Genomic DNA, 25041 nt, shown 5'->3' with positions numbered 1-25041 from the left:
TTGTCTTGCATTTTTAACTATGGGCTGAGTAGTTACTTTCATTTTTGAGTACCTCACATTCTTTAATACATTGAATAAACAGTTATAATCTTATCATTAATAAGAACAAACCTAATTTCCATTCCTTCAGATGTTTTACCAGAATATAATCTTCCACTTATACATCTTTTATTGCTATAAGCCTCGTGAATGGCTTCCATAAGAAGAATGCGCTTATATACTTGAAATGCAACAAATTCTCTTTAAAAGCCTATACGTATTTTCCCTCCATCTTCTATATGCTTCCGTAAATAATAGTACTTATGGAGTTCTATAATCATATAAAACAAAACAAACGAAATCACTGTGCATGCAGACATAAATACAATTGCCCCCATCTGTTGTGTTGCAATGCTAAGAATTATATTAGCAATTAACTGCCCCAATCCCGCTGCAATAGCTGCTACTTTTACACCACCAGTTCCTTTCGATAATTTTAATTTTTTTCTTGGTTCCTGAAGTTTTTCAATATGATTTTTATAAAAATGATACAAAGCAAAACCATACAAACCAAATGAAAGAATAAAATAGATGGGAGTTTGTAATTGTAACACTTCATAAGCATATTTTTGAGTTATAACCAATAATCCGACTGAACATATGGTGCCATATACTCCTCGAAATAAAGTGTATTGTAATTGTCGTTTCCGAGGATTGATAGCAATCCATATCGCCCACAAATTTAAAAAAATAACTGGAGGAGTTACTATATATACATAGAGTAATCGAAAAGAGTTCGCAAACGCAGGCAAAAGCACAAACACGTCTGCCCCCAAAAGGACAAGGACAATTACTTGGACCCTTATTTCATTTACAGGATAAAGTGCCATATAATGTGCAAAAGCTTTCTTATTAAAATCTATACTTTTTTTCATGTTAATTAAACCACCCCGCTACTGTTGACCAAGTTTTTTTCATTTCCCCTTTAATACATAATGAGTAAAATATAAATTGGTTGATTTTACCGAATGCATTATAAGATTTTATTATGAATTTTCAAACTTCTAATCTTCTATTGAATATTAGCATATAATCAATTCTAATCATGAAACATTCTACTTTTTCTCGCTTTGATTATTTCTAAAATACTGAAAATAAACCCTAAATCAAATATTTTTCAGCGTTAGAGATATTATTCCCGAATTTAATAATAGGTGCATTTAATCCAAATCTTTCATTCCATTAATTAATCTTAATACCCAATCACCCTTTAAATATATTACGAACGGAATATACAATCTAACATGTCATTAAAAAAGCTTATGCAGGTTATACATAAGCTTTTTTACTCATAATTAGATATTTTTCAAATGCTACACCTTAAAGCAAGTCTTAAAAAGATTAAATATAATAGTCAGGATTTTCATCCATTTTAATTAAAAATTCTTCTAAAGAATCCGCTATTTTCTCATCCTCAGAGTAAATAGGACATTGATCTAATTCATTTTCCTCTTTAAATTTAATGGTTAAAAAGTTAAGTTCTGTTACTTCAAAAAACACTAATGATTCATCATCATCTACATCATCTAGGTTTGGATTATATTCATAAATATCTTGCCTTAAACGGAAATCTGCAACTGAAATCGGGTCCATAAATCTGTTGAAAAACGTTCTTTTGTCATACTTTAAAAACCCACAACCTATTTCTTGATAAAAGCGTTTCAGTTCTTTTGGAAGTTCCATTTGTAATAAGCTTTCTGCCTCATCTATCTCATCTTGATATATAGGATAGAAAATAGGTTTTTGTTTAGAACGGACACTTCTGTCTGCTACAACATATTCTTTCAAAAAATTAAACATAATTTTTACTACCTCCTATTAAAGAAGGGTTATTTTTAACGCTTCCTCAAGCATTGTATTAAAATCATTATATGTGTTCATTACCGTACCTGATGGTTTATCAAGTTCTAAATAAGTACCGTCTGATAAGCTTTTACAAAACCACGCAATATTTGAATCGCCAAAGAAAAAATACTCTTTTTGAAATTCATTTTCATACCAAATCTCATTCGTGTCTATAAAGCCGCAAATATGTTCATCTTTTTTTGTTTCTAGTAAAGAAGAATCAACTCCGTAAAGTACCAGTCCATCAAAGTCTAAACCATTTACAGTTTTAAGAAACTCTTCGTATTCCCTCGGTAAATCAACATTAAATTTCTCTTTTACATGTTCTCTTAATCTTTGAACTTCAGTATCCGTTGCGGGTGTATTCAGCTTATAATTAACACTTTTCAATATATCTCCAATTTCCAAAATCATATTTTTCCACATATAAAAAACTTCTTTCTAAGAGTATTTATTCTCCTTTAGGATAGGTATTATATTTGGGTATAGACCAAGTTATATCTGCACTATCTCCATCTTGTAAGTGTCTAGTTAATGTAAACCATCGCTTCAACTTCTATCAGTTATTTTAGGACTTTCTTTTACATGTTTGCTTCTGAATCCCATACCTCTATAAATTCAAAACCTTTTAAATCACTTTCTAACACTGTATTTCTAAATTCATCTGATACAAAAACGGAAGGAATATGTAATATTTCATTTAAGTAAACTTTAAATATTGTTTGGTTCTTAACCATATTAGGTAAGAATTCGTATTTTTTGAAATCTATTACTAAGCCAGAACGTAGTTTCTTTAGTATAGCTTTCTCATAGTCAATAGCATCTATTGCATTTAGAACGTTAATTATATAATACACTTCTCCCGTCACATCTTGAATTAGGGGAAGAAATTCTACATTATCACCGAGCATAGACTCTAAGAATTTTTTAGCTTTTCCACTAACCATTGGTGTACCAACTTCTCCCCAAAAATGAGGAAAATCACTTTGATTTCCTTCTTCTACACATTTAATACGTATTTCTCCCCATGAATCAGATGCTTTTACTGCCGAGTCCATTTTTCCTTCAAAATACTTTTTAGAATCTTCTTCTAAATTCAATAGTTGAAAGGATTCATAGTCATCAAATGAACTCTTTAATTCCCAAATCTTCATTTTTACTCTCCTTTGTTATTTTTCTATCCTTCCTTTATCTAAATGTAATTCTATATTCATGATGTTGCTTCTCCCTTTTCTTTTCCGTAGTCTTTACTGACTATAGGAGAACCGCGATTATATACTGAATATTCAATACAGACTCTTTAAAAGGTTTCATGTGTTCTACCCCCATCTTCTATATGCTTCCTTAAATAATAGTACCTATGGAGTTCCATAATGAAATGAAACAAAATAAACGAAAGCATGGAGTATACACACATTAATACAATTGCTACCATCTTTTGTGTTGCAAAACCAAGACTGATATTAGCAACGAGTTGACCCAACCCTATAAAAGCCACTACTCCGAAACCAGAGTTTTTTTTCGATGATTTTGATTTTTTGATTGGTTCCTGAAGTTTTTTAATATGATTTTTATAATAATAATTCAAAGCAAAAATATACAAACCAACCGAAAAAATAAAATAGATGGGAGTTTGTAATCCTAACATTCCATATGCAAACTTTTGGGTTATAACTAATAATCCTACTGAACATACGATGCCAAATACCCCACGAAATAGAGTGTATTGTAATTGCCGCTTCCTAGGATTTATAACAATCCATATTGCCCATACATTTAAAAAAGCAACTGGTGGAACTATTATGTACATATATATTGGTTGAACAGGATTCGCAAAAGCAGGCAAAAGCACAAATATATCTGCTATCCCAATGACAAGAGTAATTATAGTTGATCTTATATCATTTACAGCATAAAGAGCCATATAATATTCAAAAACTTTTTTATTAAAATCTGTATTTTTTTTCATGTTAATTACCCCCCCTGCTACTGTTGACCAAGTTTTTTTCGCACCCGTTTTCACCATATCCTTAATACTATCATCTTCACCATCACCATCTAAATCAACATCCCATTTTACACCTTCTGTGAAATATTATTCCCTTCTCGAAAAGAAGATCAACCCATTAATAAGATCTAGGCTTATCAAAAATTTCAAAAAGCCAAAGATTTTGCTGGTATCGAATCTATTGGGACTCACACCATGAGCAAAATCTTCGGCTATTGGTTCTATAAACAAACTAAAGATGTATACATGTTGCAAGACATACTCAATCACAGCACACCACAAATTACACTTAAATACATTGGTATCAATAAAGAAGAAAAAGATAATGTCCTTGATACATTCCTTATTTAATCCAAAAATATTAAAATATGAATACTATAAAAATTAACTATCTACTTCCCATCAAAATTATGGTAATCCTATTAAGCCTGGGGTTACCCCTTCTACCTTTGCCCATTCAAACGAGCACTCAACTAACATTTGATTCTTACACTTAATTTTTAATAAACCTTCTTCTTCTATCGTATTTATTTCAAAATAATCAATTATATTTTCTGTCCCTAAACCTTTTATTGTTAAATTATGAATAGTAAAGAAAGATATCTCTACATAAATTACATCCCACTTATTCCATCGTTTTGGCTTGTTTTCAACATTTTCCTTTGTCATCAATTGAATAACTAAAGTAGGACCATCTCTTTTAAGACGCACATCTAATAACTCTGATTCTTCAAACTTTGGTATTTTCCCAAAAATACTAATTAACGCTTGTGGATTTAAAAATTTAAATTGATCAATCATTTTTATACTCCCTATTTTTTATTTCTCTTCTCAAAATAATAATGATCCTCCATACCATCTACCTGTCCTGTTCGTGTATTGTATTCAGGTCTTACATTATGATGCGGTGGCTGATCTCCAATTCCACCTTCTCCAAACTTATGACCCTCTGAATGATCTTGAATTATAATTTTTTGACCTTTTACTTCATATGTTAATTCTCGAGTCATAATAGGCTGTTTATTATCATTTAATATCCTTTTACCATTACTATCTGTTAATGGTACCATTTTTTGACTAATCGGGTGTTGAAATCTAGGTATATTTAATTGTCTTTTAATTTCTTTTAAACTAGCTCCCCTAGATTCATGAGAACTTTCCCCCTCAATCTTCTTAACTCCAAAGGTTTGATTTATATTATCATTTAATCCTTTACTTTTTTCTCTACTTGCATATACAAACAAATCTTCAACTCTAGGCAATTCATTTTTGAATGTACCCATACCTGCAAAAGCAAAGCGATCCCCCATTTGTAAATTACTTGTAATATGCGAAAAAGTTTGCGGAATCTCGTTTTTTGCTAGTTTGGTCACTTTACCCGCTTGACCTAATTTACTTGCTTTACTTAATCCTTTATCACCAATAAATCCTAATCCAACTTGTGTTAAAGCATAACTTCCCCATTTAGCACGACTTTCAGCATCTCCATTTATTACATCATTAATAAATGATTCCTTGCGCTAAAGGACGAAAGGTTTGTACAAAAAATGAATACAAAGTATAAGTTAAAATTAATATTCCATAAATAACTTTGTGCAATGAACTCCCCCCTTTTTGCCGTATATATTTTAGTGTAAAAATTTAATTCAAGCCCTATATCAAAATGAAAATAAAAAGCACCTGTGATATACACAAAGTGCTTTTCTCTTGTCAATTTATCTATTTTCACTATATTTATCTATTTTCTTTTTATAACTCAAATTTCTTCGAATCGTACTTTTCTAGAGTTTGCTGCAATTCATTTTGTTCATATGGAATATGTTTATCTGTCTGTACATCTTCAACATTTTCTCCACCTGTTAATAATCTCCTGTACTTAAAAGAGTGCCCTGTTAATACTGTTGTAATCATTTTGTATTGCCCTCCTTTTGTTTGATTACTTGTATCATAAAACAAGTATCTGAAGTTGATATGTAGTCCATCTAGAGTGTATGTAAATTTAAAAAAATCTCTAATAAAATGTTTATGTTGTAACGTTACCACCAAAACTAGTGCTTCCAACACCATGATTTGAAGAGACAGTAACCTATATTCTAGCCTCAATTCCTCCTACAGTTCTATATTGAGTAAAACTAGTTAATCCCTACAATATAAAAAGAGCACCCCTTTTGGATGCTCTTCGTTATAACTATATAGTATTTAATTTCCTTCTTTTGTTGGTACCATTTTTCCTTCTTGAGAGTCTGTACCCTCTGTTCTTTCAACAGTTTTTGCATGTTCTGGTTTTTCAGGGGCTCCCATTTCAAATCCAGGTTGAGAATCTGTACCTTCTTTTGCTGGTACCATTTTTCCTTCTTGAGAACCTGTACCTTCTGTTCTTTCAACAGTTTTTGCATGCTCTGGTTTTTCAGGGGCTCCCATTTCAAATCCAGGTTGAGAATCTGTACCTTCTTTTGTTGGTACCATTTTTCCTTCCTGAGAACCTGTACCTTCTGTTCTTTCAACAGTTTTTGCGTCTCCTTTAGGAGTTGCTGGCACTGCATCTTTAGGTAAATCAAAGTTTTGTGAGAAAGACGTTGTTCCATCTGCACTTTGTGTAATTACTTGATTTGAACTATTTTCATTTGACTTTAAATTGTCCATTTTCGCATCATCTGCACCTACTGCACCTCCCGCTACCAATCCTGTACTTAAAAGTGCTCCTGCTAATAATGTTTTAATCATTTTTCATTACCTCCTGTTTATTTGTAATATTCATCAAAAAAGTATCTAGAGTTAATGTTTTAGTCATTATCTTTATCTACTTGCTTTTTGATTACATTTAGCATAAGACAAGAATCTATAGTTGATATGGACTGTATCTGGAGATTATGTAAAGAAAAATAGATGATCAATTGTATATCCTAATGGATGCTTAGACAAGATTGAAACTTTATATGAGTTTGAACAATTGAGTTCCCCTTTGTTTTTGGGTGTGAGGTTTTTAGCTGGAGTGAAGTGAGGGACTAACCTTTTCTAATATGAAAGCAAACTTTTTATTATTAGTTTACATTCAAAACACTGTAAATAAAGATGTTAAAAATCCGTGAACAAAAAACAACATCTCATTGATGTCCAATCCATCCGTAGCAAAAAACAAATCGAAGATATGAAGTGGGCTCTTAAACGTCATTGCTCCAAACGAGATTATATTCTGTTCCTATCTACTCCCTCTCATAATTAAGTATGAGAATTATTCATTTTTAACCATTAAATTTTATAAAAAAAACCTCTATGAATGATAATTCATAGAGGGTAACATAACACACAATTATCAATATTTTTATTTATCTTCTATATTTTTAAGATAATTATCTAAAAACTTTTTATCAACTTCATTATCTGGTAAAATACCTAGGTTTTTATACATCCATATTATTTGTCTATCCATACTTCCTATTTCTGAAGATAAAATATCTTCAGAATTATATTCTATTTTGAACTTACCAGAATTATCTATTGTTAAAGTCAAATTCGTCCATAATTCCTGTTCGTTTTTTCTAAATTCTTCACGCAATTCTTCAAATTTATCAAATAGCTCAAATAGTAATTCTTTATAAATTTTTCTATCAACATTATAAACTTTTGGGATATCATTTGAATAAATGAATTCTTCTTTAGTAGGGATAGAAAAGTAGAAAAATACTTCTGTTGAGTCATTTAATACTTCTGCATATAGATAAATTTTTTCCCAATCACCTGGGATAATCTCATCAACCCTTGTTCCTATTTCTTGATAGATGATTTCCATTTCTTTTGTTTCCACGGTTTAACCCCCATTTTGATTTTTTATTCGCATTAATTTTTCTATACCATTAATTTCATATTCTATATCAAATGATATTGGCCGTATATTATCCCCTGCATATTTAGGTTCTATTTTTACTTTCACAGTTTTACCATCAGCTACAGCTTTTGCCCACTCCTGTTCAAGACTATACCATTTACCACCAGAACGATTTATTTGTGAATTCATTGCTACTAAATTATCAATATCACCAGATCCCTCAAACATACTTGCGATTAAATGACCCCCATCATCTTTTAATCTATCATTTCTTCCATTTGGTCCATTTTGCCCAGCTTTTCGTTGTGCATAAGGATTTCTTTTAGCATCCCCTATTTTTAATTCTCCTTCTACACTGGTAATTCGCCTCTCACTATCAGTTTTATAAGTATGACCTGATGGTGATGTATACTCTACATCTGGTGCAAGTACTTTTCTGCGTTTAACTCTTTCATAATGATCTCCATCAACTTAAAAATTTAATAGTGTCCTCAAAACGAAATTTTGTGTTAACTTGTAACAAAAAAAAGAGGAGCCATCTCCTCTTAATAAATAAACACTATTTAATTTGTTCCTTATACTCATGGTTAACAAGTACATACCATTTTCCTGTATCAAATTTCTCTTTATTAATCACGTAAACTTTATTTTCTCTCTTTACCTCTCCTGGTTTTAATTCCTTAGTAATAGTAGAAGTCTCGCCTTTTTCAACCTCATAACTACTAGTTGCCCACACATCACTTTGGTAAGCATTATCATTTTCATCCACTAAATCCACTGATGGTAAAACAGCTAATTTCATCGATTCGTTTGTGATGTTTTTCCCTTCTACTTCTACAACAATAAAGACATGTCCATTTTCAGGTTCTTGGATTCCTATACTTTCTTTACCAACCTTATCTCTTTCTACAACTCTTTTTACAGTTACATCAAATTTAGGTGTATGAAAATCCTTGTTTACAGCATACTCTTTTTCTTTTACTTTTGATTTCTCTTTTGTTTGTTCTGTATTTTTCTGCTTTGCATTCTCTTTCGGTTTCGCCTCATCAGTTGTTTGCACTTTCTTTTCTTCTTGTTTAGAATTGGTTTCTTTAGATTCTGAAGAAGTTTTGTCGGATGTATTGCCGCAACCAGATAAATTGAATACTAAAGCGCCCCCTAAAATACATGTAGTAAATTTTTTCAACATCTCTTTTTATCCCCCAATAACACGATATATAAATTCCTTACTTATCATAGCAAAAAATACGATCTTAAATTGTTGTATTTTGTCGAATGATTAAGAATAATCAATCGTTTTTATTGCATATAAAAAACATGATCTTGATGTAGTACCAAGATCATGTTTTACGTTGATGTTATTTATAAAATACTTTATCCACATTATACTTCGCTTGAAATTCGTTAATCATATATGTTTCGTAAATTTCTCTTTCCATCGGATCTTCTACAATACATACATCAATACAATACACTTCATCACGATGATTTTTAATTGGTGATACATTATCTTCAAAATGCTTTTTAATACGTTGTCTTACTTTACGTGCTTTCCCAACAAAAAGAAGTTCCTCATTAAAATCATAGTTAAAAAATAAGGGGAATTATATGATAGGAGATGCAAATATAGACAGTCGCTGACCATTAGTCTACAACTAATCCCACACCCCCACACAAAAGAAAAAAGCACCAGGTCCCCCCGATGCTTTCCCCCCTAAAACCAATGACAAGCCACCTCATGCCCCTTCGCAATCTCAACCATCTTCGGTACTTCCTGTGCGCATTTTTCAGTGGCGAATTTGCAGCGCGTTCTGAATTTGCAGCCGGATGGTGAGTTGAGTGGGCTTGGTACTTCCCCTTGCAGAATGATCCGTTCTTTGCCTGTGTTTGTTGGATCTGGTTCTGGCATGGATGAGAGTAGTGCTTGTGTGTATGGATGTGCCGGTTTTGTGTATAGGTCTTCGCTGTCGGCAATTTCTACTATGTTTCCTAAGTACATGACTCCGATTCTATCTGATATGTGTCTTACCATGGATAGGTCATGGGCGATGAATAAGTATGTGACGCCCGTTTCTTCTTGAATATCTTGCAGCATGTTTACGACTTGTGCTTGGACTGATACATCTAGTGCTGAGATTGGTTCATCACATAGGATAAAGTCCGGTTTTACAGATAGTGCGCGCGCGATGCTTATGCGCTGTCTTTGGCCTCCGCTAAATTCGTGCGGGTAGCGATATAAGTGTTCTTCTTTTAGTCCTACTTTTTTGAGAAGGTCTAGAATGATTTCTTTTCTTTCTTCGGCTGTGTAAGAGCCATGAATGTTCATCGGTTCGCTAATAATTTGGAATACGTTCATTGTCGGGTTTAATGATGCGTATGGGTCTTGGAAAATGATTTGCATTCGTTTTCTGTATTCTTTTAGTTCACTTTCCTTTAGATCCGCGATATCTTTTCCATCGAATAGGATGTTACCTGACGTTACATCATGTAAACGAATGATACTTCTTCCTGTCGTTGATTTCCCGCAGCCTGATTCCCCTACTAGTCCGAATGTTTCACCCTTTTTAATTGTGAAGCTTAGGTCATCGACTGCTTTTAATTGCTCTGTTTTTCTGCCGAATAGTCCTTTTTTAATAGGAAAATACTTTTTTAAGTTCCGAACTTCAATTAAGTTTTCTTCATGCATGGGAATCACCTACCGCCCTATCGTTTAGCCAGCACATAGAGCGTCTTCCGTTTCCGATTTCAAAATATGGTGGACGTTCTTTTTCACAAATGTCCATTTTATGCGGGCAACGCTCTGCGAATGGGCAACCTTTCGGCGGATGTAGTAAGTTGGGCGTCACACCTTGAATTGGTGCTAGTCTTTCTTTTACTCCGTTCGATATTTTTGGCAGAGAGTTTAATAACCCTTTCGTGTATGGATGATTCGGCGATTGAAAAATATCAAGTACAGGTCCTTCTTCCATAATAAGTCCGCCGTACATAACGATGACGCGTGTACAGTTTTGCGCAACAATTCCAAGATCATGTGTAATAAGAAGTAACGACATATTCGTTTCGTTTTTTAAGTTTTTCATTAAATCTAGTATTTGTGCTTGTATCGTTACATCAAGCGCAGTCGTCGGTTCGTCCGCAATGAGAAGGTCTGGATTACAAGACATTGCCATTGCGATCATAACCCGCTGCTTCATACCGCCGCTTAGTTCATGCGGATATTGTTTTACCCTTTCTTCTGGTGAAGAAAGACCGACTTGTTTTAGTAAGTTGACCGCGATATTTTGTGCTTCTTTCTTTTTCACTTTTTGATGCCGAATAATTACTTCCGTCATTTGCTTACCAATTTTCACAACTGGGTTTAATGCCGACATTGGATCTTGAGATATGAGTGAAATTTGATTTCCTCTAATAGAACGCAATTCTTTCTCCGATTTAGAAAGCACGTTTTCGTTTTGAAAAAGAATCTCTCCTTCTTTCACTTTCCCTGGCGACGTAACGAGAGCCATAACCGATTTCGCCATAACACTCTTTCCGCTTCCCGATTCGCCAACAATCCCAACGACTTCACCCTTTTTCAAGCTAAATGAAACGCCGCGAACCGCTTCTACTTCGCCGTCTTCTATGAAAAAAGAAGTCTTTAAGTTTTTCACCTCTAATAGTTTTTCAGACACGCTTTTCACTCCCCCTCACTTAAAGCATTAGTTCTCATGATGAGCCCCTTTTGGCGCGAAAGCTTTTTTCAACGCTTCACCGATTACGTTAAAACTTAGTACTGTTAATAAAATAAGGAACCCTGGGAAGAGTGTTAAATACCAAGCTTCACCTATGTATCCTTGCGCATTATTTAGCATGCTGCCCCAAGAAGAATCTGGTTCTCTAATACCTAATCCTAAGAAGCTAAGTGATGATTCCATTAAAATCGATGTCGCAATTGTTAATGTCGCTGCGATTATAATGGTTGATAAAATGTTCGGAATGATGTGTCTTACAATAATCATCAATGATTTTTGTCCAGATACTTTTGCGTATAACACGTATTCACGCTCTTTTACAGATAACGTTTCTGCCCTTACGATACGCGCGGTGTCCATCCACGTTAATAATCCGATAATAAGAACAAGCGTTGTAATTCCTGGTTTTAAATACGCATTTAATAACAGCATTAAGAAGAATGATGGAATCGACATAAGAACTTCAACAATTCGCATTAAGAAGTTGTCTAACTTTCCGCCAAAATATCCGCTAATTGTTCCTACTGCGGTCCCGATTGTAATGGAAACAACCATCGCTAGAAAACCAACAGCAAGGGAAACTCGTCCGCCATATAACGCTCTCGTTAAGTAATCCCTTCCGTAATCATCTGTGCCGAACGGATGACTCATACTCGGTTCTTGTAAACGATCTGGAATCGACATTTTACTAGGATCGTACGGTGATACGAATGCGAAAAGAGACGCGATTGTTAAAACACCCAGTATAATAACTCCCATTACTACAAACTTATTTTTCGTAAAACTATTTTTTATCGTTTGAAATCTCCTATTGTTCATTCCATCACCCCCTCATTCGAATGCGCGGATCTACTACGCCATATAAAATATCAGCAATTAAATTACCGAGAATTAACATGAACGATGATAATAATGTGATTGCCATAATAATTGGATAATCAAATCTAAAAATAGCATTTACCCCGAGTGAACCAAGTCCCGGCCATGAGAATACTGTTTCCGTAATGAACGCTCCGCCTACTAAACTTGGAATGGATAATCCGAAAATTGTAATGATCGGTATTAATACGTTTCGAAGTACGTGATTAAATAAAACTGTTTTCTGTGAAGCACCGTACGCATATTGAATTTGTACGTAATCTTCCTCTAATTGCTGGATGGTACTTGAGCGAATATATCTCATATAGACAGAGATGTTTTGGAACGCTAGCACCATGCAAGGTAAAATACCGTGCTGGACAATATCCCAGAAGGAATCTTGACCGACTGTGCGCATACCCATACTCGGAAGCATGTTCAACTTTAAAGAGAATAAGTAGATTAATAGTAACGCGAACCAAAAGACTGGCATTGAGATTCCCACATAGGAGATGAAGTTCACAATGCGGTCAAAGAACGAGTTCTTTTTCACACCTGTAAATAATCCAAGCGGTATTGCGATTACAAATGAGACGAGTAAAGATGATCCCATTAACCCGATTGTTGCGGGTAATCTTTCTGTAATAAGTTCTAAAACAGGACGATGGTTTTGAAGTGAGTATCCAAAATTCCCTGTTAAAATATTTTTTAACCATAAAAAATATTGCACGTAAATCGGCTGATCTAGTCCTAAACTTTTGCGAATACGTTCAACGTCAATTGGACTCATATTCGGCGTTACAAAGTTTCGAACAGGATCGCCCGGCGCTAGTTTTATTAATAGAAAAGAAATAATAGAAATAACAAATAAAAGCGGAATCGCATTTAAAAGCCTCTTTGCAATTACTTTATACACAAACTTCCCCCCTCAAGATAAAGTGAAACTTTAATCAGTGGGGGTTTTGTCCATCCCCACTGATTATTAGCCCGTTAAAGCGGGATAAAGAAGCTGATTTCCACCAGCTTCTTTACAGTTTCTTATTTCACTTCATAAATTTTCGATAGATCTTCAAACATTGTAACTGGAATTGCTTTTGCTTCTTTTAACCCATCAAACTTTTTATCTACTGCAATAACTGCTTTCGGATATGCGATTGGTAGATAAGGTAAGTCTTCTCTCGCTGTATCTTGGATTTTATGGTATAGCTCTGCGCGTTTTGTTTTATCTGTTTCAACCGCAGCTTCTTCCCATAACTTATCAAAGTCAGCATTTTTATAACGTGCATAATTGTATTCCGCATTGCTTAAGAATAAGCTCTTATATGAATCTGGCTCTGGTCCCATTATGTAACCACCAAATGTAATGTCATATTCTTTATTCTCTTTATCTAAGCCTTTTTCACTTGCTGCACTAGCATCTAATGCATTCAGTTCAACTTGTAAGCCAACTTCTTGTAATTTTTGCTGTGTATAAAGTGCTAGACTTTCCATGATTTTATTATTCGTTACATACATAACGCGGATTTTTTCTTTATCTTTCACACCAGCTTTTGCTAATAAATCTTTCGCTTCTTTTTGATCATACTTATACTCTTTAATATCTTTCGCATAATACATAGCGTCTGGCGTTAAGATTGAATTTGCCGGTTCTGCAAATTGACTAGAAACGAACGCTGAGTTAATCATTTCTTTCTTATCTAATGCATGCGCAATTGCTTGGCGCACTTCTTTTTTCTTCATAAGATCTGTATTAAAGTTATAAGCTAAGTAGAATAATCTACCTTCAGGGAATGTGACCATTGAGAAGTTCCCAGTGCTATCTAATTTCTTAAAGTCTTGCGGTTCGATCATCTTCATATTAATTTGACCATTTTGCAATGAAACGTTTGCTGTATTACGGTCTTTTACAACGCGGTACACGACAGAATCTAATTTCGCTTTACCAGCAAAATAATCATCGAATCGCTCTAACGCAACATATTCATCTGATTTAAACTCTTTTAACTTAAATGGACCTGATCCTACAGGTTGTAGGTTTTTCTTACTCTTCACTAAATCTGCTTCACCTTCAAATACATGTTTCGGAATTGGGAAGAAATCGTTCATAACCCCTTCGAAAGATGCACTTACTTGTGGTAATACAAATTGAGTCGTTAGCTCATCCACTTTTTTCACCTCAAGCGGCTTTCCTTTAAAAATAAAGTTTTCACGGCTTGAACTATTTTGCTTCTCATCTAGAATAGATTTGAATGTAAATACAATATCATCTGATGTAATTTTCTTACCATCATGCCATTTCAAATTATCCTTTAATTTTAAAGTCCATGTTAATTGATCCTCTGAAGGCGTAAAGCTCTCAGCAAGAACAAATTTTTTCTTACCGTCTTCCATATGATACAGCGGTGCATATAAAGCTTGCTGTATCGTTAATGACACTCGATCATTCGCATAAAGCGGGTTCATCGTATCTGGATTATCACTAACACCAACTGTTAACGTTCCTCCATCTTTCGGAGTCCCTGATTTACTAGTTCCTGCTTGCTTCGAAGAATCTTTCTCCCCTGAGCAAGCCGCTAATGCAATAAGTAATAGTAGGACAAATGGTAATGCAAACAACTTCTTCTTCATATTTCGACCCCTCTCGACTATTTACACCTATAAGAAAACTTGGAATTAATACCGAGTTTTCTTATAGGTTTTAAATTACCACTACCCGTATGTATTGTCAAACTTTTTCGCAAAGATAGACAGTTTGAAATCTATTAATGAATTCTTGCGATAAAATATATTTATGCGGAGGGTAAAATAAAAAGACCACGAAAAGGTAGCCTCGTAAAATGAGTTGAAAAACTAGCAGCCTACAGAAAGTTTCTCTGAAATGGTTGTTATATATAATTGAAAATGTAGAATGGGATTAAAGATAAAAAACACTTTTAGGAGGCTCTTATGACATTTGATGAATTGAAAAAAAACAAACCCACAACCCCATGGATTGAGAATGATGAAGATGGCGAGTTTTTCACTGAAGAAAATATAAGTGCAACAAATAAAGTTCTCGACACTTACATTAACAATTTAGAGCTATTGGGTGAGAATCCAACCGAAGTCGAAATAATGCAAGTCGTTAAAGAAGTAGTTGTTAATATAAATGAATTAAATGACGAACATGACTATTTTATCGAAACAATGGAAAGAGAAGATTTCTATGAATTTATCGATACAGCAGCACGAATAGCTGGCCTAGAGTCCGAAGAAGACATAACAGAAGAATGGCGAGAATGGTAAAAAAATCTGCATACTTGATATCTAAATTTACTCCTTCATAAAACTTTGTCCCTTATTCTCCAATTGGAAAATAAGGGACAAACAAAGCTAATCAAATACTGATATACATTAAAATCTCCATTCATTTCCCATTACTTTAAAATACAGTTTTTCAAACCTACTAAAATACTTACTATAAATACTTAACATTTCAATATATGTATGAATAACTTGACTTAAATCAAAATGAATACCATCTTTAGCTAAGTCATAGCTATCGTCTAGACTATACAATTCAAAGTATTCCGCCTCCCAATGCACCCCCCTGTTGACTAAAAGTCTGGTGGTGCATTTAATTGATTCTTCAATGGTCAGTTCATGTTCTTTTAGTTTTTCATGGATGACGGAAAGAGTTAACTTAACAGTGTATTCTTCATCAACTGTGCTACTAAACTCAAATAACTTCCCTTCAATATCATCTATCTTTGCTTTAGACATTAAGGATATCTCAATTATTTCATATGGCGGACTGTCACTTGCTTCAATCAATTTATCACACCATTGAATTACTTCAGCTTTACTCCATAACCCACAGCAAAGCCCTAAGCCATAAATACGAGTTAATTTTCGAACTAAATCCAAGGTTTCTCACCTGCAATTTCTTATATGCATTTTTGTTTAATTTTAACAGAATATATGATACATCACATAATTTCTTTGCAAACACTACACATTACAATTGAGATGCATACGCGCATTATAAACAAAAAGACCACCCAAGGGCAGCCTCACAACTGAATCGTAGTACCCACTCCACACTCCACCGCTTTCTCATACAAATACTTCGCGACAATAATATCCACTACCGCCAAACCAACCGATTTAAAAACAGTAATCTCTTCATCATTCTCTCTACCAGCTTTTTCCCCGCTTATAATCTGACCAAGTTCGGCGTGGATGTCGCTCGCCTCAAATAATCCTTCTTTTATAGGAACTTGAAGATCACCTGTTTCTTCTAGTGCTGCCTCTTTTGATTCGACTACTACTTTGTTTGCGTTAGCGATGGCGTGAGATGGTAGTTCTTGCATGCTCGGTCTAAATGAACCGACGGCGTTTATGTGGACGCCTTTTTGTAGTTTTTCTGAGAAGACTGGTGTGGATGCATTTGTTGTTGTGACGATGATGTCTGCTTCGCTTATCGCTTCATTTGGATCCCTGTAGACGTAAGCCGGTTTATTGAATTTCTCTTGTATATATTGCGCGAATGCATAGGCTTTTTCTTCCGTTCGGTTATATAGAATGATTTTTTCGATATCCCTAACGGCGAGTACAGCTTCTGCAATTCCTTTCGCTTGTTCACCGGTACCGATAATGCATAAGTTTTTTGCGTTATGGCGGGCTAAATGTTTTGTCGCTACTCCTGATAAGGCGCCTGTTCGAATCATCGTTAAGTACGATCCTTCTAAAAGTGCGAGTGGTTCTCCCGTTTGAAAGTCTGATAGCATAACGATCCCGTTTATCGTTTTCTTTCCTATCTTTTTATTATGCGGAGCTACCGTTACTACTTTTAAACCGAGCGCTTCGAGTCCTTCCGCTACTGAAGGCATAATTAATGCGGTATTTTGCTCGTTCGCAAATGGTAATGAGCCGCGAATTGGTGTGATCGTTCTTTCTGCTGAAAATTCTTTTAAAGCAAGCGCCGCGTATTCAATGACTTCCTTCATATTTACTAAGTTTCGTTGTTCGTTCGCGCTTATGACTAGCATATCTTTCCACCTCCTCCTTCTACTCTAACAAAAATCCCCGATTCAAATCATCTCTCGGGTCTACAACAAACTGATGAAATCCTGTAATAAATGCATTCCCCGTTACTTTCGGAATGACAGCTTCATATGTATCTACTGCGGTTACCGACAATACTTCCCCCTCGAATTTCCCGTTAGTAATGCATTCGTGGACGAAAATTTCTCCCTTTTGTAACGCATCTTTTTCAAAAAGAGTTGCGATTCTTGCGGAAGTTCCTGTACCGCAAGGAGAACGGTCCACTTGCCCATCAGCAAAGATCGTTACATTTCGAAAAGTTGCGTCTTCCCCTTTCGGTTCATCTGAGAAAATAACGCCGTATATTCCTTTTAACCCTTCTTCAAGTGGATGTTTTACTTCCATTTGGCTCTCGATGTAGTGCTTAATTTTACTGCCCCACGCTTGAATAGCAGATAAGTCTTTGAAATCGACTTTCAAACCAAATTCTTTACTATCTACTACCGCATAAAAAGCTCCGCCAAACGCGATATCTACTTGAAATTCAAAGTCATCTATTTTGATAGGAACGTCTTTTTTGTATACGAACGAAGGAACGTTTTCAAATGATACTGACTCTACTTCGCTCCCGTTAAATTTTGCGTACGCAATGACTTCCCCAGCAGGGCTATCAATAATAAATTTTTGTTTTTCACCTGTCACTTCAAACATACCTGTTTCAATTCCAACTGTAATAACAGCGATAATTCCGTGACCACACATCGTACTCCAGCCTTCATTGTGCATAAATAATACGCCAAAATCAGCATGAGGACTTGCGGGCGGAGTAATGATACAACCGTACATTCCGTGATGTCCTCTCGGTTCATACATAAGAACCTCACGAAGATGATCCAAATGTTCCATGCAGTATGCGCGTCTTTCCAGCTGCGTTTCTCCTTTTATTTCTGCTACCCCGCCCGTAATGATTCGAAGTGGTTCCCCAGCTACGTGAGCATCAATTGTTGTGTATATTTTACTAACCTTCATTTCTATCTCTCCCCTATATGTTAATACTATTTTCATTGCAAGTATCATGCCAACGCATAGAGTATAAAGTGAAACTTTAATCAGTGGGTGGCTTCATCCCCCACTGATTATTAGCCCACACCAATCGGGCTTTTACGGGCAGTTAATGCGGGATAAATCTGTATACATTTTTTAAAAAATACACACTACTGTCTATTTTTTTATACAGTAGGTGATTATTGACCCTAAAACAAAAAAATCCCCCGAAAACTCAGGGGGTGATTTAAGCCATAGATTTACGGGGTTTGAGTTAAAAATCGAATTTATTCTTCACTCTCCAAGCTTTCCCACTCACTCAAATACATGACGTCTTGTTTTACTTTTTTCTTTTCAGGAAGTAAACATAGAAATTCTAAAGAATTGCCGTCAGGATCATAAAAATAAAGATTTGCACTAGGTGTCCAAGTTTGAACCATAGGCTCGGAAGGTTCAAGACCGAAAGCAGCCCTTGGGTTTATTCCTTTATTAAGAAGCCATTCTCTTGCATGAATGATTTCTTCATAGTTAACCTTGAATGCAAAGTGACTTGTATGGAATGCTTCTTCCGATACTTCCCAAATGCCCAGCATTTGTTCCTTCTTATTTTCTTTATCAAACCAAAAGAAAGCTACACGGCGTTCTTCAATAGTGCGAGCATGAAATAATCCAAGTTTAGTATAAAACTCTTTTGCCACTTCTAAATTTTTTGTTTTAACATGTGTTTCATATAAAGTACCTGGAAACAAAGCATATCCCTCCTTTATATTTTTAGAAATCCTTACTATAAAGCCTACTTTAATAAACTAGAAATAGAAGTGATATCGTATTTTCTTTAAATATTTTTCAATTTCGTAGCCCTAATGCTGAGGAAAAACTACCACTGATTAAAGCTTCACTTTGTGAGAAGGGATTCTTCAAATTCATGATTCACGGTAATATTACGCTTCAAAACGAGGCGGATTTATGACTCAAATCACCCTGACCCATCAAACCCTAACCGCCACCACATCTGGCACTTGCTTAGCAATCTCCTCACCAATCTTTATACTAGCCGTTGCGGCTGGAGATGGTGCATTGCAAATGTGCAGAGAATTGATGCCGGGGATAATACAAAAGTCATCAACCATATTTCCGTTTGATAAAATGGCTTGTGCCCTTACTCCTGCATGGGTTGGCACGATATCTTTCTCTGTAAGTTCTGGTATTAAGCGCTGTAAGCTTTTTAAAAATGATTGTTTACTAAATGAGCGCACCATTTCTTTTATGCCTTCTTTCATATTTGGCATCGCCATTTTCCAAAAGCCTGTGTATGTCATTGTTTCCATGAAGTCTTTCATATCAAAGTCCGTTTTCGTATAACCTTCGCGCTTAAAGCTTACTACTGCGTTTGGTCCTGCATGTACATCCCCGTTTATCATTCTTGTGAAATGAACACCTAAAAACGGGAATTCTGGGTTTGGAACTGGATAAATTAAATGTTTGACGAGATTGCGTTTTTCTGGGACAAGTTCGTAATATTCACCGCGGAACGGAACTATTTTCATATCTGTTAATATACCTGTCTTTTTCGCAATACGATCACTATGTAATCCAGCGCAGTTAATGAGAAATTTCGTTTTAAATACACCTTGATTCGTCTCAATTGTTACGGCGTCTTTCTTCTCAGTAATGCGCTCTGCGGCTGTTCCTAAATGTACTTCTCCGCCGCTTTCTTGAATTAAGCGAGCGAATGCATAGCTTACTCCTTTATAATCAGCAATTCCGCAAGAAGGAACACGGATTGCTCCTAGTCCCTTTACATGAGGTTCAATTTCAGCTAATTCTTCCTTACCTATTTTTTCAATATGTAAATCGTTTTGTAAGCCCCTTTCATATAAGTTATGTAAAAGAGGAAGTTCGTCCTTTTCTGTAGCGACAATTACTTTTCCGCACATGTCATAAGCGATGTCATTTTCTTTACAAAATTGAACCATAGCTGCATTTCCTTCTTTGGCAAACTTCGCTTTATAACTCCCTGGTTTATAATAAATTCCAGAATGAATTACTCCGCTATTATGTCCAGTTTGATGATGTGCAAGTTCCTTTTCTTTTTCAATGATCGCGATTTTCGCACGAGGGAATTTTTTCGTTAAAGCCATTCCCGTTGAAAGGCCAACAATTCCTCCGCCAATAATTATAAAGTCACACATCCTACTTCCCCCTTAATATGATGAAAGGCAGGCCTTTTTTAAGACCCGCCATACAAACTTATTTAGAAAAACAACCACGTTGACGCATTAGTTCTCTATATAAATCTTTATTTTTTTCAAATGCAGCTCTTCCGTGCATCCAAAATAAGTTGTTTAAAAGAACTAAGTCACCAATTGGTAATTTCAATGCATGTGTTGCTGGTGAGTTTTCAACAGAATATGATAAGTCTTTCAAATAGTTTGCTTGTTCAATATTATCTGGATAGGCAAACTGATCAATAAAACAAATACATGGTGCGTTATTCACATCAAAAAATGTTTCACGATAGACGATTTCTTGCGCATTTTTACTTGGTGGTGCTTTATACGTAACCTTAACAGATGCGAGCGAATGATTTCTAAATTTCTGAAGATCTTCCCAATCGTCTAAATGTAGTAAACGGGATTCTCCTCCTACTGCATTTTGCTCTTCAATTTTCATCATAAGAAGCCAATCTGTCGGTTCATCAACGAATGTACCGTCTGTATGAAGTGTAAACAATCGGTACGCTTGACGAAGGTAAGAATCACTACTATCCGTATCTTTCACATTAAATCTAGCATAATACGTTCCTGTCATTGCATCAAAGTTTGGCTCCCCGATTAAATGTGTTAATGCTGTTGCAAATTTCACGTAGTCTGCTGGATCTGACGTTTCACCTTGTACCCCAATTGTAAATCCGCCCGTTTCACGGTCATGAACAATGCCGCGAATGTTATCCATAAATGATTGCCCAAAAATCTTTCTCATTCCATCCGCAAGATTAAACCGAGAATAAGGAATGTATTGTAATGACTGCTCTGAATGCTCTTTTACCTCTTTAAAAAACTGCTTAAGCAATTGCTGATTTAACACAATATGGTATAAACGCTTATGCTCTGGATGAGGAGCAATTTCATACCCCTCATATTTCTTTGCAAATTTCATCTTCGTACTTTGTTCTGTAATAATCGACATTTCAATTCCTCCCTAATTTAAATATGAAGAACTTATTGACGTTTTTTACAGACAGTTATCCTTGTCTTCTTATGCTGAGATTCGGTCTTACTGCCCTAACATCGAAAAAGCCAGTCATACGCATCCACGACATAAAATCGTAGAAACGTACAACTGGCTCATAATTACGAGTGTTCTTTAATCTCTTAAAGTACAATAATAATAGACAGTTTGTATGAAAATATTTGTAAAACAGGAAAGCAAGATCGAATATAGAGAAGGCTAATTTCTCGTATGGATCTTATTAATTAAATAATAATTCAAAATATTCTAACTGTCAATTCGTTTTTTATTATTTTCTCTACTACTTTCTACGCACCCTCTTATTTTCATCTCTTGTTTTACAACTTACACTTCATTTAACTTTTTCATAGTTCTTGCCTCCTCAATAAAATAAGCCAGTCATATCTCTTTAAAAGAAATACAACTGGCTCTCGTTTATGGTTGTAAACTAGATAGTTTTTATGGTGTTGTTTCCTCGTACTCTCCCCTGGGCTGTTCATCATTTAAATAACTTACATATTGGCGATGTAAATCTTTCACCGCACTGACGATAGCATTTTGCGCTTTTCCTTGATAATGGTCCGTAATATCTTGAACGATTTCCTCAATACCATCTTGCAAACTATGTCCTCTCAACATTTGAGCGACGAAGTCTCTACCATGCTCTGTCGCAAGCGTACATGACGCTTCAATAATGACATGATATTTATGATCTGCCTCAATTGTAATTGTTAGTGTCTCGTACATACTGCGAACAGCCATCCCTTTCGGAAGTCTCGAATGTCCTGCCATAAAAAAAGTCCCTTTACGCATATTTCATCCTCCATTACTATGTTAAGAGCCAGAAAAACAATGTACACATTTGCATTGAATTTTACTACCCTTATCCTTATAGCTCGTACTTTTGCTAAAGAAGCTCAAGTGGAAAGAAGTTACTCTCTTCATTTTCAAACATAAATCTGGGCTTACAGCGAGGCTAATCACTGTCATCCGATAATAAGTTAATCATAATCAAAATAAACTGAATATTCAATATTAAACTCCGCGAATTTCATGAATAAACAAGAAAATTCTCTCGCCCAGGCACATATACTGTTCAAAAGAAAGAAGGAAGTGGTCTCATGTATTACGGAACGAAAGGCTGGTACGTAGCTGAACTAAAGAAATTAGGTGTTCGCTATCATGAAGGACGAAAACTAGAAAGTTACCGCGCACACGTATTACGCAATTTATTAATCGCACAACAAGAGACAACGAAAGAAGAGTAATTTACTAACAAAACAACTCTCGAGATATATCGTCTATTCAACAAATCCCGTCAAATCTCCCATCTAAACTACCAACTAATCACACATTGATACAAACCAAAAAAAGGTCACCTACACAGGCATGCCCATCAACTTAAGAATTCAGAATCACCACAAAATGAAAAAATAAGCTTTTTTGTCACAAGTGTAGCTTTGTAAAAAAGATTGATTAAAAACATCAAACCTCTATAGATTTCTTAGAGGTTTGATGTTTTCTTGTTGGATATTTATGTTAATCTAACGATAAACATTGTGAAGAAATGTACTTCAACTAACGGGGCAGGTTAGTTGAAGATTGCTTTGACCTTTGTTCAACAATTGGGCCATTTAGTTGAAGATCTCATCAAATAAGTAATGATATTTAAAGGAATAATTCATTCTGATAAAGAACATTAAAAAACGTGATGATAAGGAGGCGATTGTATGGCAAATCATGTAGAAAATCTATATAACTATCATGTATGGGCAAATCAACGGATTATTGATCATCTTAAGACACTTTCTCCTGAGAAATATCAAAAGGAAATGAAAAGTGTCTTTTCTTCTGTTTCAAAGGTTTTATCTCATCTCTATTTGGTGGAATATGGATGGCTTCATACCCTTGAGGGGCAGAGTATGAATGAAGCAATGCAATCTTCATTTCAAATTCAAGAAAAGATTGAGAAACTGCCCATTGAAGACTTAGAAACGGAATTTCATACTTTAACATCCCGGTTTAAAACCTTTTTGAACAGACAGGAAGATATGGAAAAGAGAATAATGTTGGATAATCCATGGGCAGGATTAAGAGAAACAAGTATATCTGAAATGGTCTTACACGTTGTGAATCATGGAACCTATCATAGAGGGAATATTTCAGCTATGTTACATCAGTTGGGTGATTCTTCAGTTATGACTGATTATGCTTTTTATTGGTATTCTTGAAATGTTATTCATTAAGGCTCAGTAAAATAATCAAACTTTTTTATAAAAATCTCATACTTAGCTAAAAAGGGTAACTCCATTTTGATCAATCTTTATTCAAAATGGAGTTTTTGTATTTGTTGTTAAATAAAAAAGGATAATCAGCCTCATAATGGACTAACTATCCTGTAATTTATTAATTTAATAAACGGGTGACCTTTCCTATTCACAAACAAGAATTTGTCTAGAAAATGATCCTTTTCTTGTGATACAGCGATCTGCAATTTCAAATCCTGCTTCATGGATCATGTCGTCCATTGTTTCCATCGTGACAACGACTACCTTTTTAGCGATGCGGCGCGCGCTTGAAAGAATGGAGAACTGGTCTTCTGGTGTTGCATGCGTAAATAAGTCGTAGGGCATATCGATAATTGCAACGTCGTAGTTCTCAGTAATTTCTTCAATTGGACCTTTTGTTACTGTTCCTTCAAACCCGAAATGTACGATGTTTTTTCTCGTTCCAAGAACTACAAGTGGATTAATATCTCTACCAACGATGTTAATTCCCATAGAAAGTGCTTCTACTACTACTGTTCCAATTCCGCAGCACGGGTCAATCGCTCGTACTCCCTCTGGGTTTGGTACAGCGATATTTGCGACAGCTCTAGCAACACGTGTGCTCAGTGATGTCGAATAGCTATGCGGTTTTTTTATGTGATGATACCAAACTGGATCACTTTCTACATAGTGTCCGAAGTACCAGCGTCCTCCAAGAGGAACAATCCCGAATACACGCTCTGGATTACGAACATCCGCTTCTCCTTCAATATGCATACCGAGGTCTCGTTCAATAAGGCGTCTTTCTCCATATTCAATTTTATTTTCTTTACCAAGATCATTGATTTTAACGAAGATAACTTTGAATGTCGCTCCCGCTAAATCAATTTGTTCCACTTGTTCTAAAATGCTTTCTAAGTCGTCCCCTTCATACATAACCTCGACGCGCTCTTTAATAAACGGACTTCTACTCGGAGCAATCTTGACTTCACTTTTTAAAATATTAACGTGAGACTCCATTCCAAAGAACGAGCGCATTTCCAAGTAACATAAAGCACGCTCCTCTTCGCGAAATGCATACGTATATATACATGCAGGTGTTTTACTATGATTACTCAATCTATTATCATCCTTTATCGTTTAAAATTGTTATGATCAAAATTACTC

At 35.1% G+C, this 25041-nt stretch carries 26 protein-coding genes and 5 pseudogenes; 5 read left to right on the top strand and 26 right to left on the bottom strand.

Annotated elements, in window-relative coordinates; translation table 11 throughout:
- Positions 1-242: 242 nt before the first annotated feature.
- The 5 genes from NSS97_RS04890 to NSS97_RS04870 all read right to left on the bottom strand — a co-directional run bounded on the left by NSS97_RS04890 (position 243) and on the right by NSS97_RS04870 (position 3853).
- Positions 243-914 (bottom strand): hypothetical protein, encoded by a 672-nt coding sequence (locus NSS97_RS04890; RefSeq protein ID WP_044440336.1) that lies wholly within the window; start codon positions 912-914, stop codon positions 243-245.
- 466 nt (positions 915-1380) lie between these two features.
- Positions 1381-1839: an SMI1/KNR4 family protein gene (locus tag NSS97_RS04885; protein WP_044440338.1), complete on the bottom strand. Its 459-nt coding sequence runs from the start codon at positions 1837-1839 to the stop codon at positions 1381-1383.
- A gap of 18 nt (positions 1840-1857) precedes the next feature.
- Entirely contained in the window at positions 1858-2310 is a 453-nt protein-coding gene (locus tag NSS97_RS04880) for a YrhA family protein (protein WP_044440340.1), read from the bottom strand.
- A 155-nt stretch (positions 2311-2465) separates the two neighbouring features.
- Entirely contained in the window at positions 2466-3038 is a 573-nt protein-coding gene (locus NSS97_RS04875; protein WP_044440342.1) for an Imm43 family immunity protein, read from the bottom strand.
- A gap of 146 nt (positions 3039-3184) precedes the next feature.
- Entirely contained in the window at positions 3185-3853 is a 669-nt protein-coding gene (locus NSS97_RS04870) for a hypothetical protein (RefSeq protein WP_000742398.1), read from the bottom strand.
- 126 nt (positions 3854-3979) lie between these two features.
- Here NSS97_RS04870 and NSS97_RS04865 point away from each other — a divergent pair.
- A pseudogene (locus NSS97_RS04865) lies at positions 3980-4243 on the top strand (tyrosine-type recombinase/integrase); the annotation flags it as partial.
- Between the two features lie 57 nt (positions 4244-4300).
- Here NSS97_RS04865 and NSS97_RS04860 read toward each other — a convergent pair.
- The 4 genes and pseudogenes from NSS97_RS04860 to NSS97_RS04845 all read right to left on the bottom strand — a co-directional run bounded on the left by NSS97_RS04860 (position 4301) and on the right by NSS97_RS04845 (position 6616).
- Positions 4301-4693: an immunity 50 family protein gene (locus tag NSS97_RS04860; RefSeq protein WP_000566919.1), complete on the bottom strand. Its 393-nt coding sequence runs from the start codon at positions 4691-4693 to the stop codon at positions 4301-4303.
- 11 nt (positions 4694-4704) lie between these two features.
- Positions 4705-5406 (bottom strand): annotated as a pseudogene (locus tag NSS97_RS04855) (HNH/endonuclease VII fold putative polymorphic toxin); the annotation flags it as partial.
- A 235-nt stretch (positions 5407-5641) separates the two neighbouring features.
- Positions 5642-5803 (bottom strand): hypothetical protein, encoded by a 162-nt coding sequence (locus tag NSS97_RS04850; RefSeq protein WP_002150223.1) that lies wholly within the window; start codon positions 5801-5803, stop codon positions 5642-5644.
- 288 nt (positions 5804-6091) lie between these two features.
- The gene (locus NSS97_RS04845) at positions 6092-6616 is read right to left on the bottom strand and encodes a hypothetical protein (RefSeq protein WP_341111763.1); all 525 of its coding nucleotides are present in this window, start codon (positions 6614-6616) and stop codon (positions 6092-6094) included.
- A 361-nt stretch (positions 6617-6977) separates the two neighbouring features.
- On the opposite strand from NSS97_RS04845, the pseudogene NSS97_RS04840 reads away from it, so the two are divergent.
- Positions 6978-7094: pseudogene (locus NSS97_RS04840) on the top strand (tyrosine-type recombinase/integrase); the annotation flags it as partial.
- Positions 7095-7214: 120 nt separating this feature from the next.
- Here NSS97_RS04840 and NSS97_RS04835 read toward each other — a convergent pair.
- The 9 genes and pseudogenes from NSS97_RS04835 to NSS97_RS04795 all read right to left on the bottom strand — a co-directional run bounded on the left by NSS97_RS04835 (position 7215) and on the right by NSS97_RS04795 (position 14935).
- Positions 7215-7697 carry an antitoxin YezG family protein gene (locus NSS97_RS04835; RefSeq protein WP_176522253.1) on the bottom strand — a complete coding sequence of 161 codons (483 nt, stop codon included), beginning with the start codon at positions 7695-7697 and terminating at the stop codon, positions 7215-7217.
- A 3-nt stretch (positions 7698-7700) separates the two neighbouring features.
- A pseudogene (locus NSS97_RS04830) lies at positions 7701-8126 on the bottom strand (DNA/RNA non-specific endonuclease); the annotation flags it as partial.
- A 151-nt stretch (positions 8127-8277) separates the two neighbouring features.
- On the bottom strand, positions 8278-8907 hold the full coding sequence (locus NSS97_RS04825; RefSeq protein WP_044438542.1) for a DUF4352 domain-containing protein: 630 nt from the start codon (positions 8905-8907) through the stop codon (positions 8278-8280).
- A gap of 169 nt (positions 8908-9076) precedes the next feature.
- Positions 9077-9295 (bottom strand): annotated as a pseudogene (locus tag NSS97_RS04820) (GIY-YIG nuclease family protein); the annotation flags it as partial.
- Positions 9296-9432: 137 nt separating this feature from the next.
- Positions 9433-10404 (bottom strand): ABC transporter ATP-binding protein, encoded by a 972-nt coding sequence (locus NSS97_RS04815; RefSeq protein ID WP_341111749.1) that lies wholly within the window; start codon positions 10402-10404, stop codon positions 9433-9435.
- Positions 10397-11389, bottom strand: a complete 993-nt coding sequence (locus NSS97_RS04810; protein ID WP_016119684.1) for an ABC transporter ATP-binding protein — start codon at positions 11387-11389, stop codon at positions 10397-10399. The genes NSS97_RS04815 and NSS97_RS04810 overlap by 8 nt, the downstream gene beginning before the upstream one ends.
- A gap of 27 nt (positions 11390-11416) precedes the next feature.
- Positions 11417-12268 carry an ABC transporter permease gene (locus tag NSS97_RS04805; RefSeq protein ID WP_002035185.1) on the bottom strand — a complete coding sequence of 284 codons (852 nt, stop codon included), beginning with the start codon at positions 12266-12268 and terminating at the stop codon, positions 11417-11419.
- Positions 12269-12272: 4 nt separating this feature from the next.
- A complete protein-coding gene (locus NSS97_RS04800; RefSeq protein ID WP_002035186.1) occupies positions 12273-13223 on the bottom strand; it encodes an ABC transporter permease in 951 nt (316 codons plus the stop codon).
- Between the two features lie 122 nt (positions 13224-13345).
- Positions 13346-14935 (bottom strand): ABC transporter substrate-binding protein, encoded by a 1590-nt coding sequence (locus NSS97_RS04795; protein ID WP_016101720.1) that lies wholly within the window; start codon positions 14933-14935, stop codon positions 13346-13348.
- Between the two features lie 318 nt (positions 14936-15253).
- Between NSS97_RS04795 and NSS97_RS04790 the strand changes: the two genes are divergently transcribed.
- On the top strand, positions 15254-15592 hold the full coding sequence (locus tag NSS97_RS04790; protein ID WP_341111746.1) for a hypothetical protein: 339 nt from the start codon (positions 15254-15256) through the stop codon (positions 15590-15592).
- A gap of 108 nt (positions 15593-15700) precedes the next feature.
- Here NSS97_RS04790 and NSS97_RS04785 read toward each other — a convergent pair whose 3' ends face one another.
- The 7 genes from NSS97_RS04785 to NSS97_RS04755 all read right to left on the bottom strand — a co-directional run bounded on the left by NSS97_RS04785 (position 15701) and on the right by NSS97_RS04755 (position 22420).
- Positions 15701-16213 (bottom strand): protein kinase, encoded by a 513-nt coding sequence (locus tag NSS97_RS04785; protein WP_107887911.1) that lies wholly within the window; start codon positions 16211-16213, stop codon positions 15701-15703.
- Positions 16214-16359: 146 nt separating this feature from the next.
- Positions 16360-17337 (bottom strand): ornithine cyclodeaminase family protein, encoded by a 978-nt coding sequence (locus NSS97_RS04780; RefSeq protein WP_044438528.1) that lies wholly within the window; start codon positions 17335-17337, stop codon positions 16360-16362.
- Positions 17338-17356: 19 nt separating this feature from the next.
- Positions 17357-18409: a proline racemase family protein gene (locus NSS97_RS04775; RefSeq protein WP_107887910.1), complete on the bottom strand. Its 1053-nt coding sequence runs from the start codon at positions 18407-18409 to the stop codon at positions 17357-17359.
- Positions 18410-18663: 254 nt separating this feature from the next.
- Positions 18664-19125, bottom strand: coding sequence for a VOC family protein (locus NSS97_RS04770; protein WP_002125581.1), 462 nt, complete (start codon positions 19123-19125; stop codon positions 18664-18666).
- A 240-nt stretch (positions 19126-19365) separates the two neighbouring features.
- Positions 19366-20568, bottom strand: coding sequence for an L-2-hydroxyglutarate oxidase (lhgO, locus tag NSS97_RS04765; RefSeq protein ID WP_107887909.1), 1203 nt, complete (start codon positions 20566-20568; stop codon positions 19366-19368).
- A gap of 58 nt (positions 20569-20626) precedes the next feature.
- The gene (gene glaH / locus NSS97_RS04760; protein WP_107887908.1) at positions 20627-21565 is read right to left on the bottom strand and encodes a glutarate dioxygenase GlaH; all 939 of its coding nucleotides are present in this window, start codon (positions 21563-21565) and stop codon (positions 20627-20629) included.
- 501 nt (positions 21566-22066) lie between these two features.
- Positions 22067-22420 carry a DUF3870 domain-containing protein gene (locus NSS97_RS04755; protein ID WP_001225455.1) on the bottom strand — a complete coding sequence of 118 codons (354 nt, stop codon included), beginning with the start codon at positions 22418-22420 and terminating at the stop codon, positions 22067-22069.
- 308 nt (positions 22421-22728) lie between these two features.
- Here NSS97_RS04755 and NSS97_RS04750 point away from each other — a divergent pair, with 308 nt between their 5' ends.
- Both NSS97_RS04750 and NSS97_RS04745 read left to right on the top strand, forming a co-directional pair.
- Positions 22729-22875 carry a YflJ family protein gene (locus NSS97_RS04750; protein ID WP_002010895.1) on the top strand — a complete coding sequence of 49 codons (147 nt, stop codon included), beginning with the start codon at positions 22729-22731 and terminating at the stop codon, positions 22873-22875.
- 462 nt (positions 22876-23337) lie between these two features.
- Positions 23338-23838 carry a DinB family protein gene (locus tag NSS97_RS04745; protein WP_001273686.1) on the top strand — a complete coding sequence of 167 codons (501 nt, stop codon included), beginning with the start codon at positions 23338-23340 and terminating at the stop codon, positions 23836-23838.
- 201 nt (positions 23839-24039) lie between these two features.
- Here the strand turns inward: NSS97_RS04745 and NSS97_RS04740 are convergent, their stop codons facing one another.
- Complete coding sequence (locus tag NSS97_RS04740) at positions 24040-24993, bottom strand: TRM11 family SAM-dependent methyltransferase (protein ID WP_044438513.1); 954 nt, start codon at positions 24991-24993, stop codon at positions 24040-24042.
- Positions 24994-25041: the final 48 nt, after the last annotated feature.

The sequence above is a fragment of the Bacillus sp. FSL R12-0074 genome, from assembly GCF_038005725.1.
GTDB lineage: Bacteria > Bacillota > Bacilli > Bacillales > Bacillaceae_G > Bacillus_A > Bacillus_A mycoides.
Note: the sequence above shows the minus strand (reverse complement) of the source record. Positions and strands in the feature narration are given on the sequence as shown.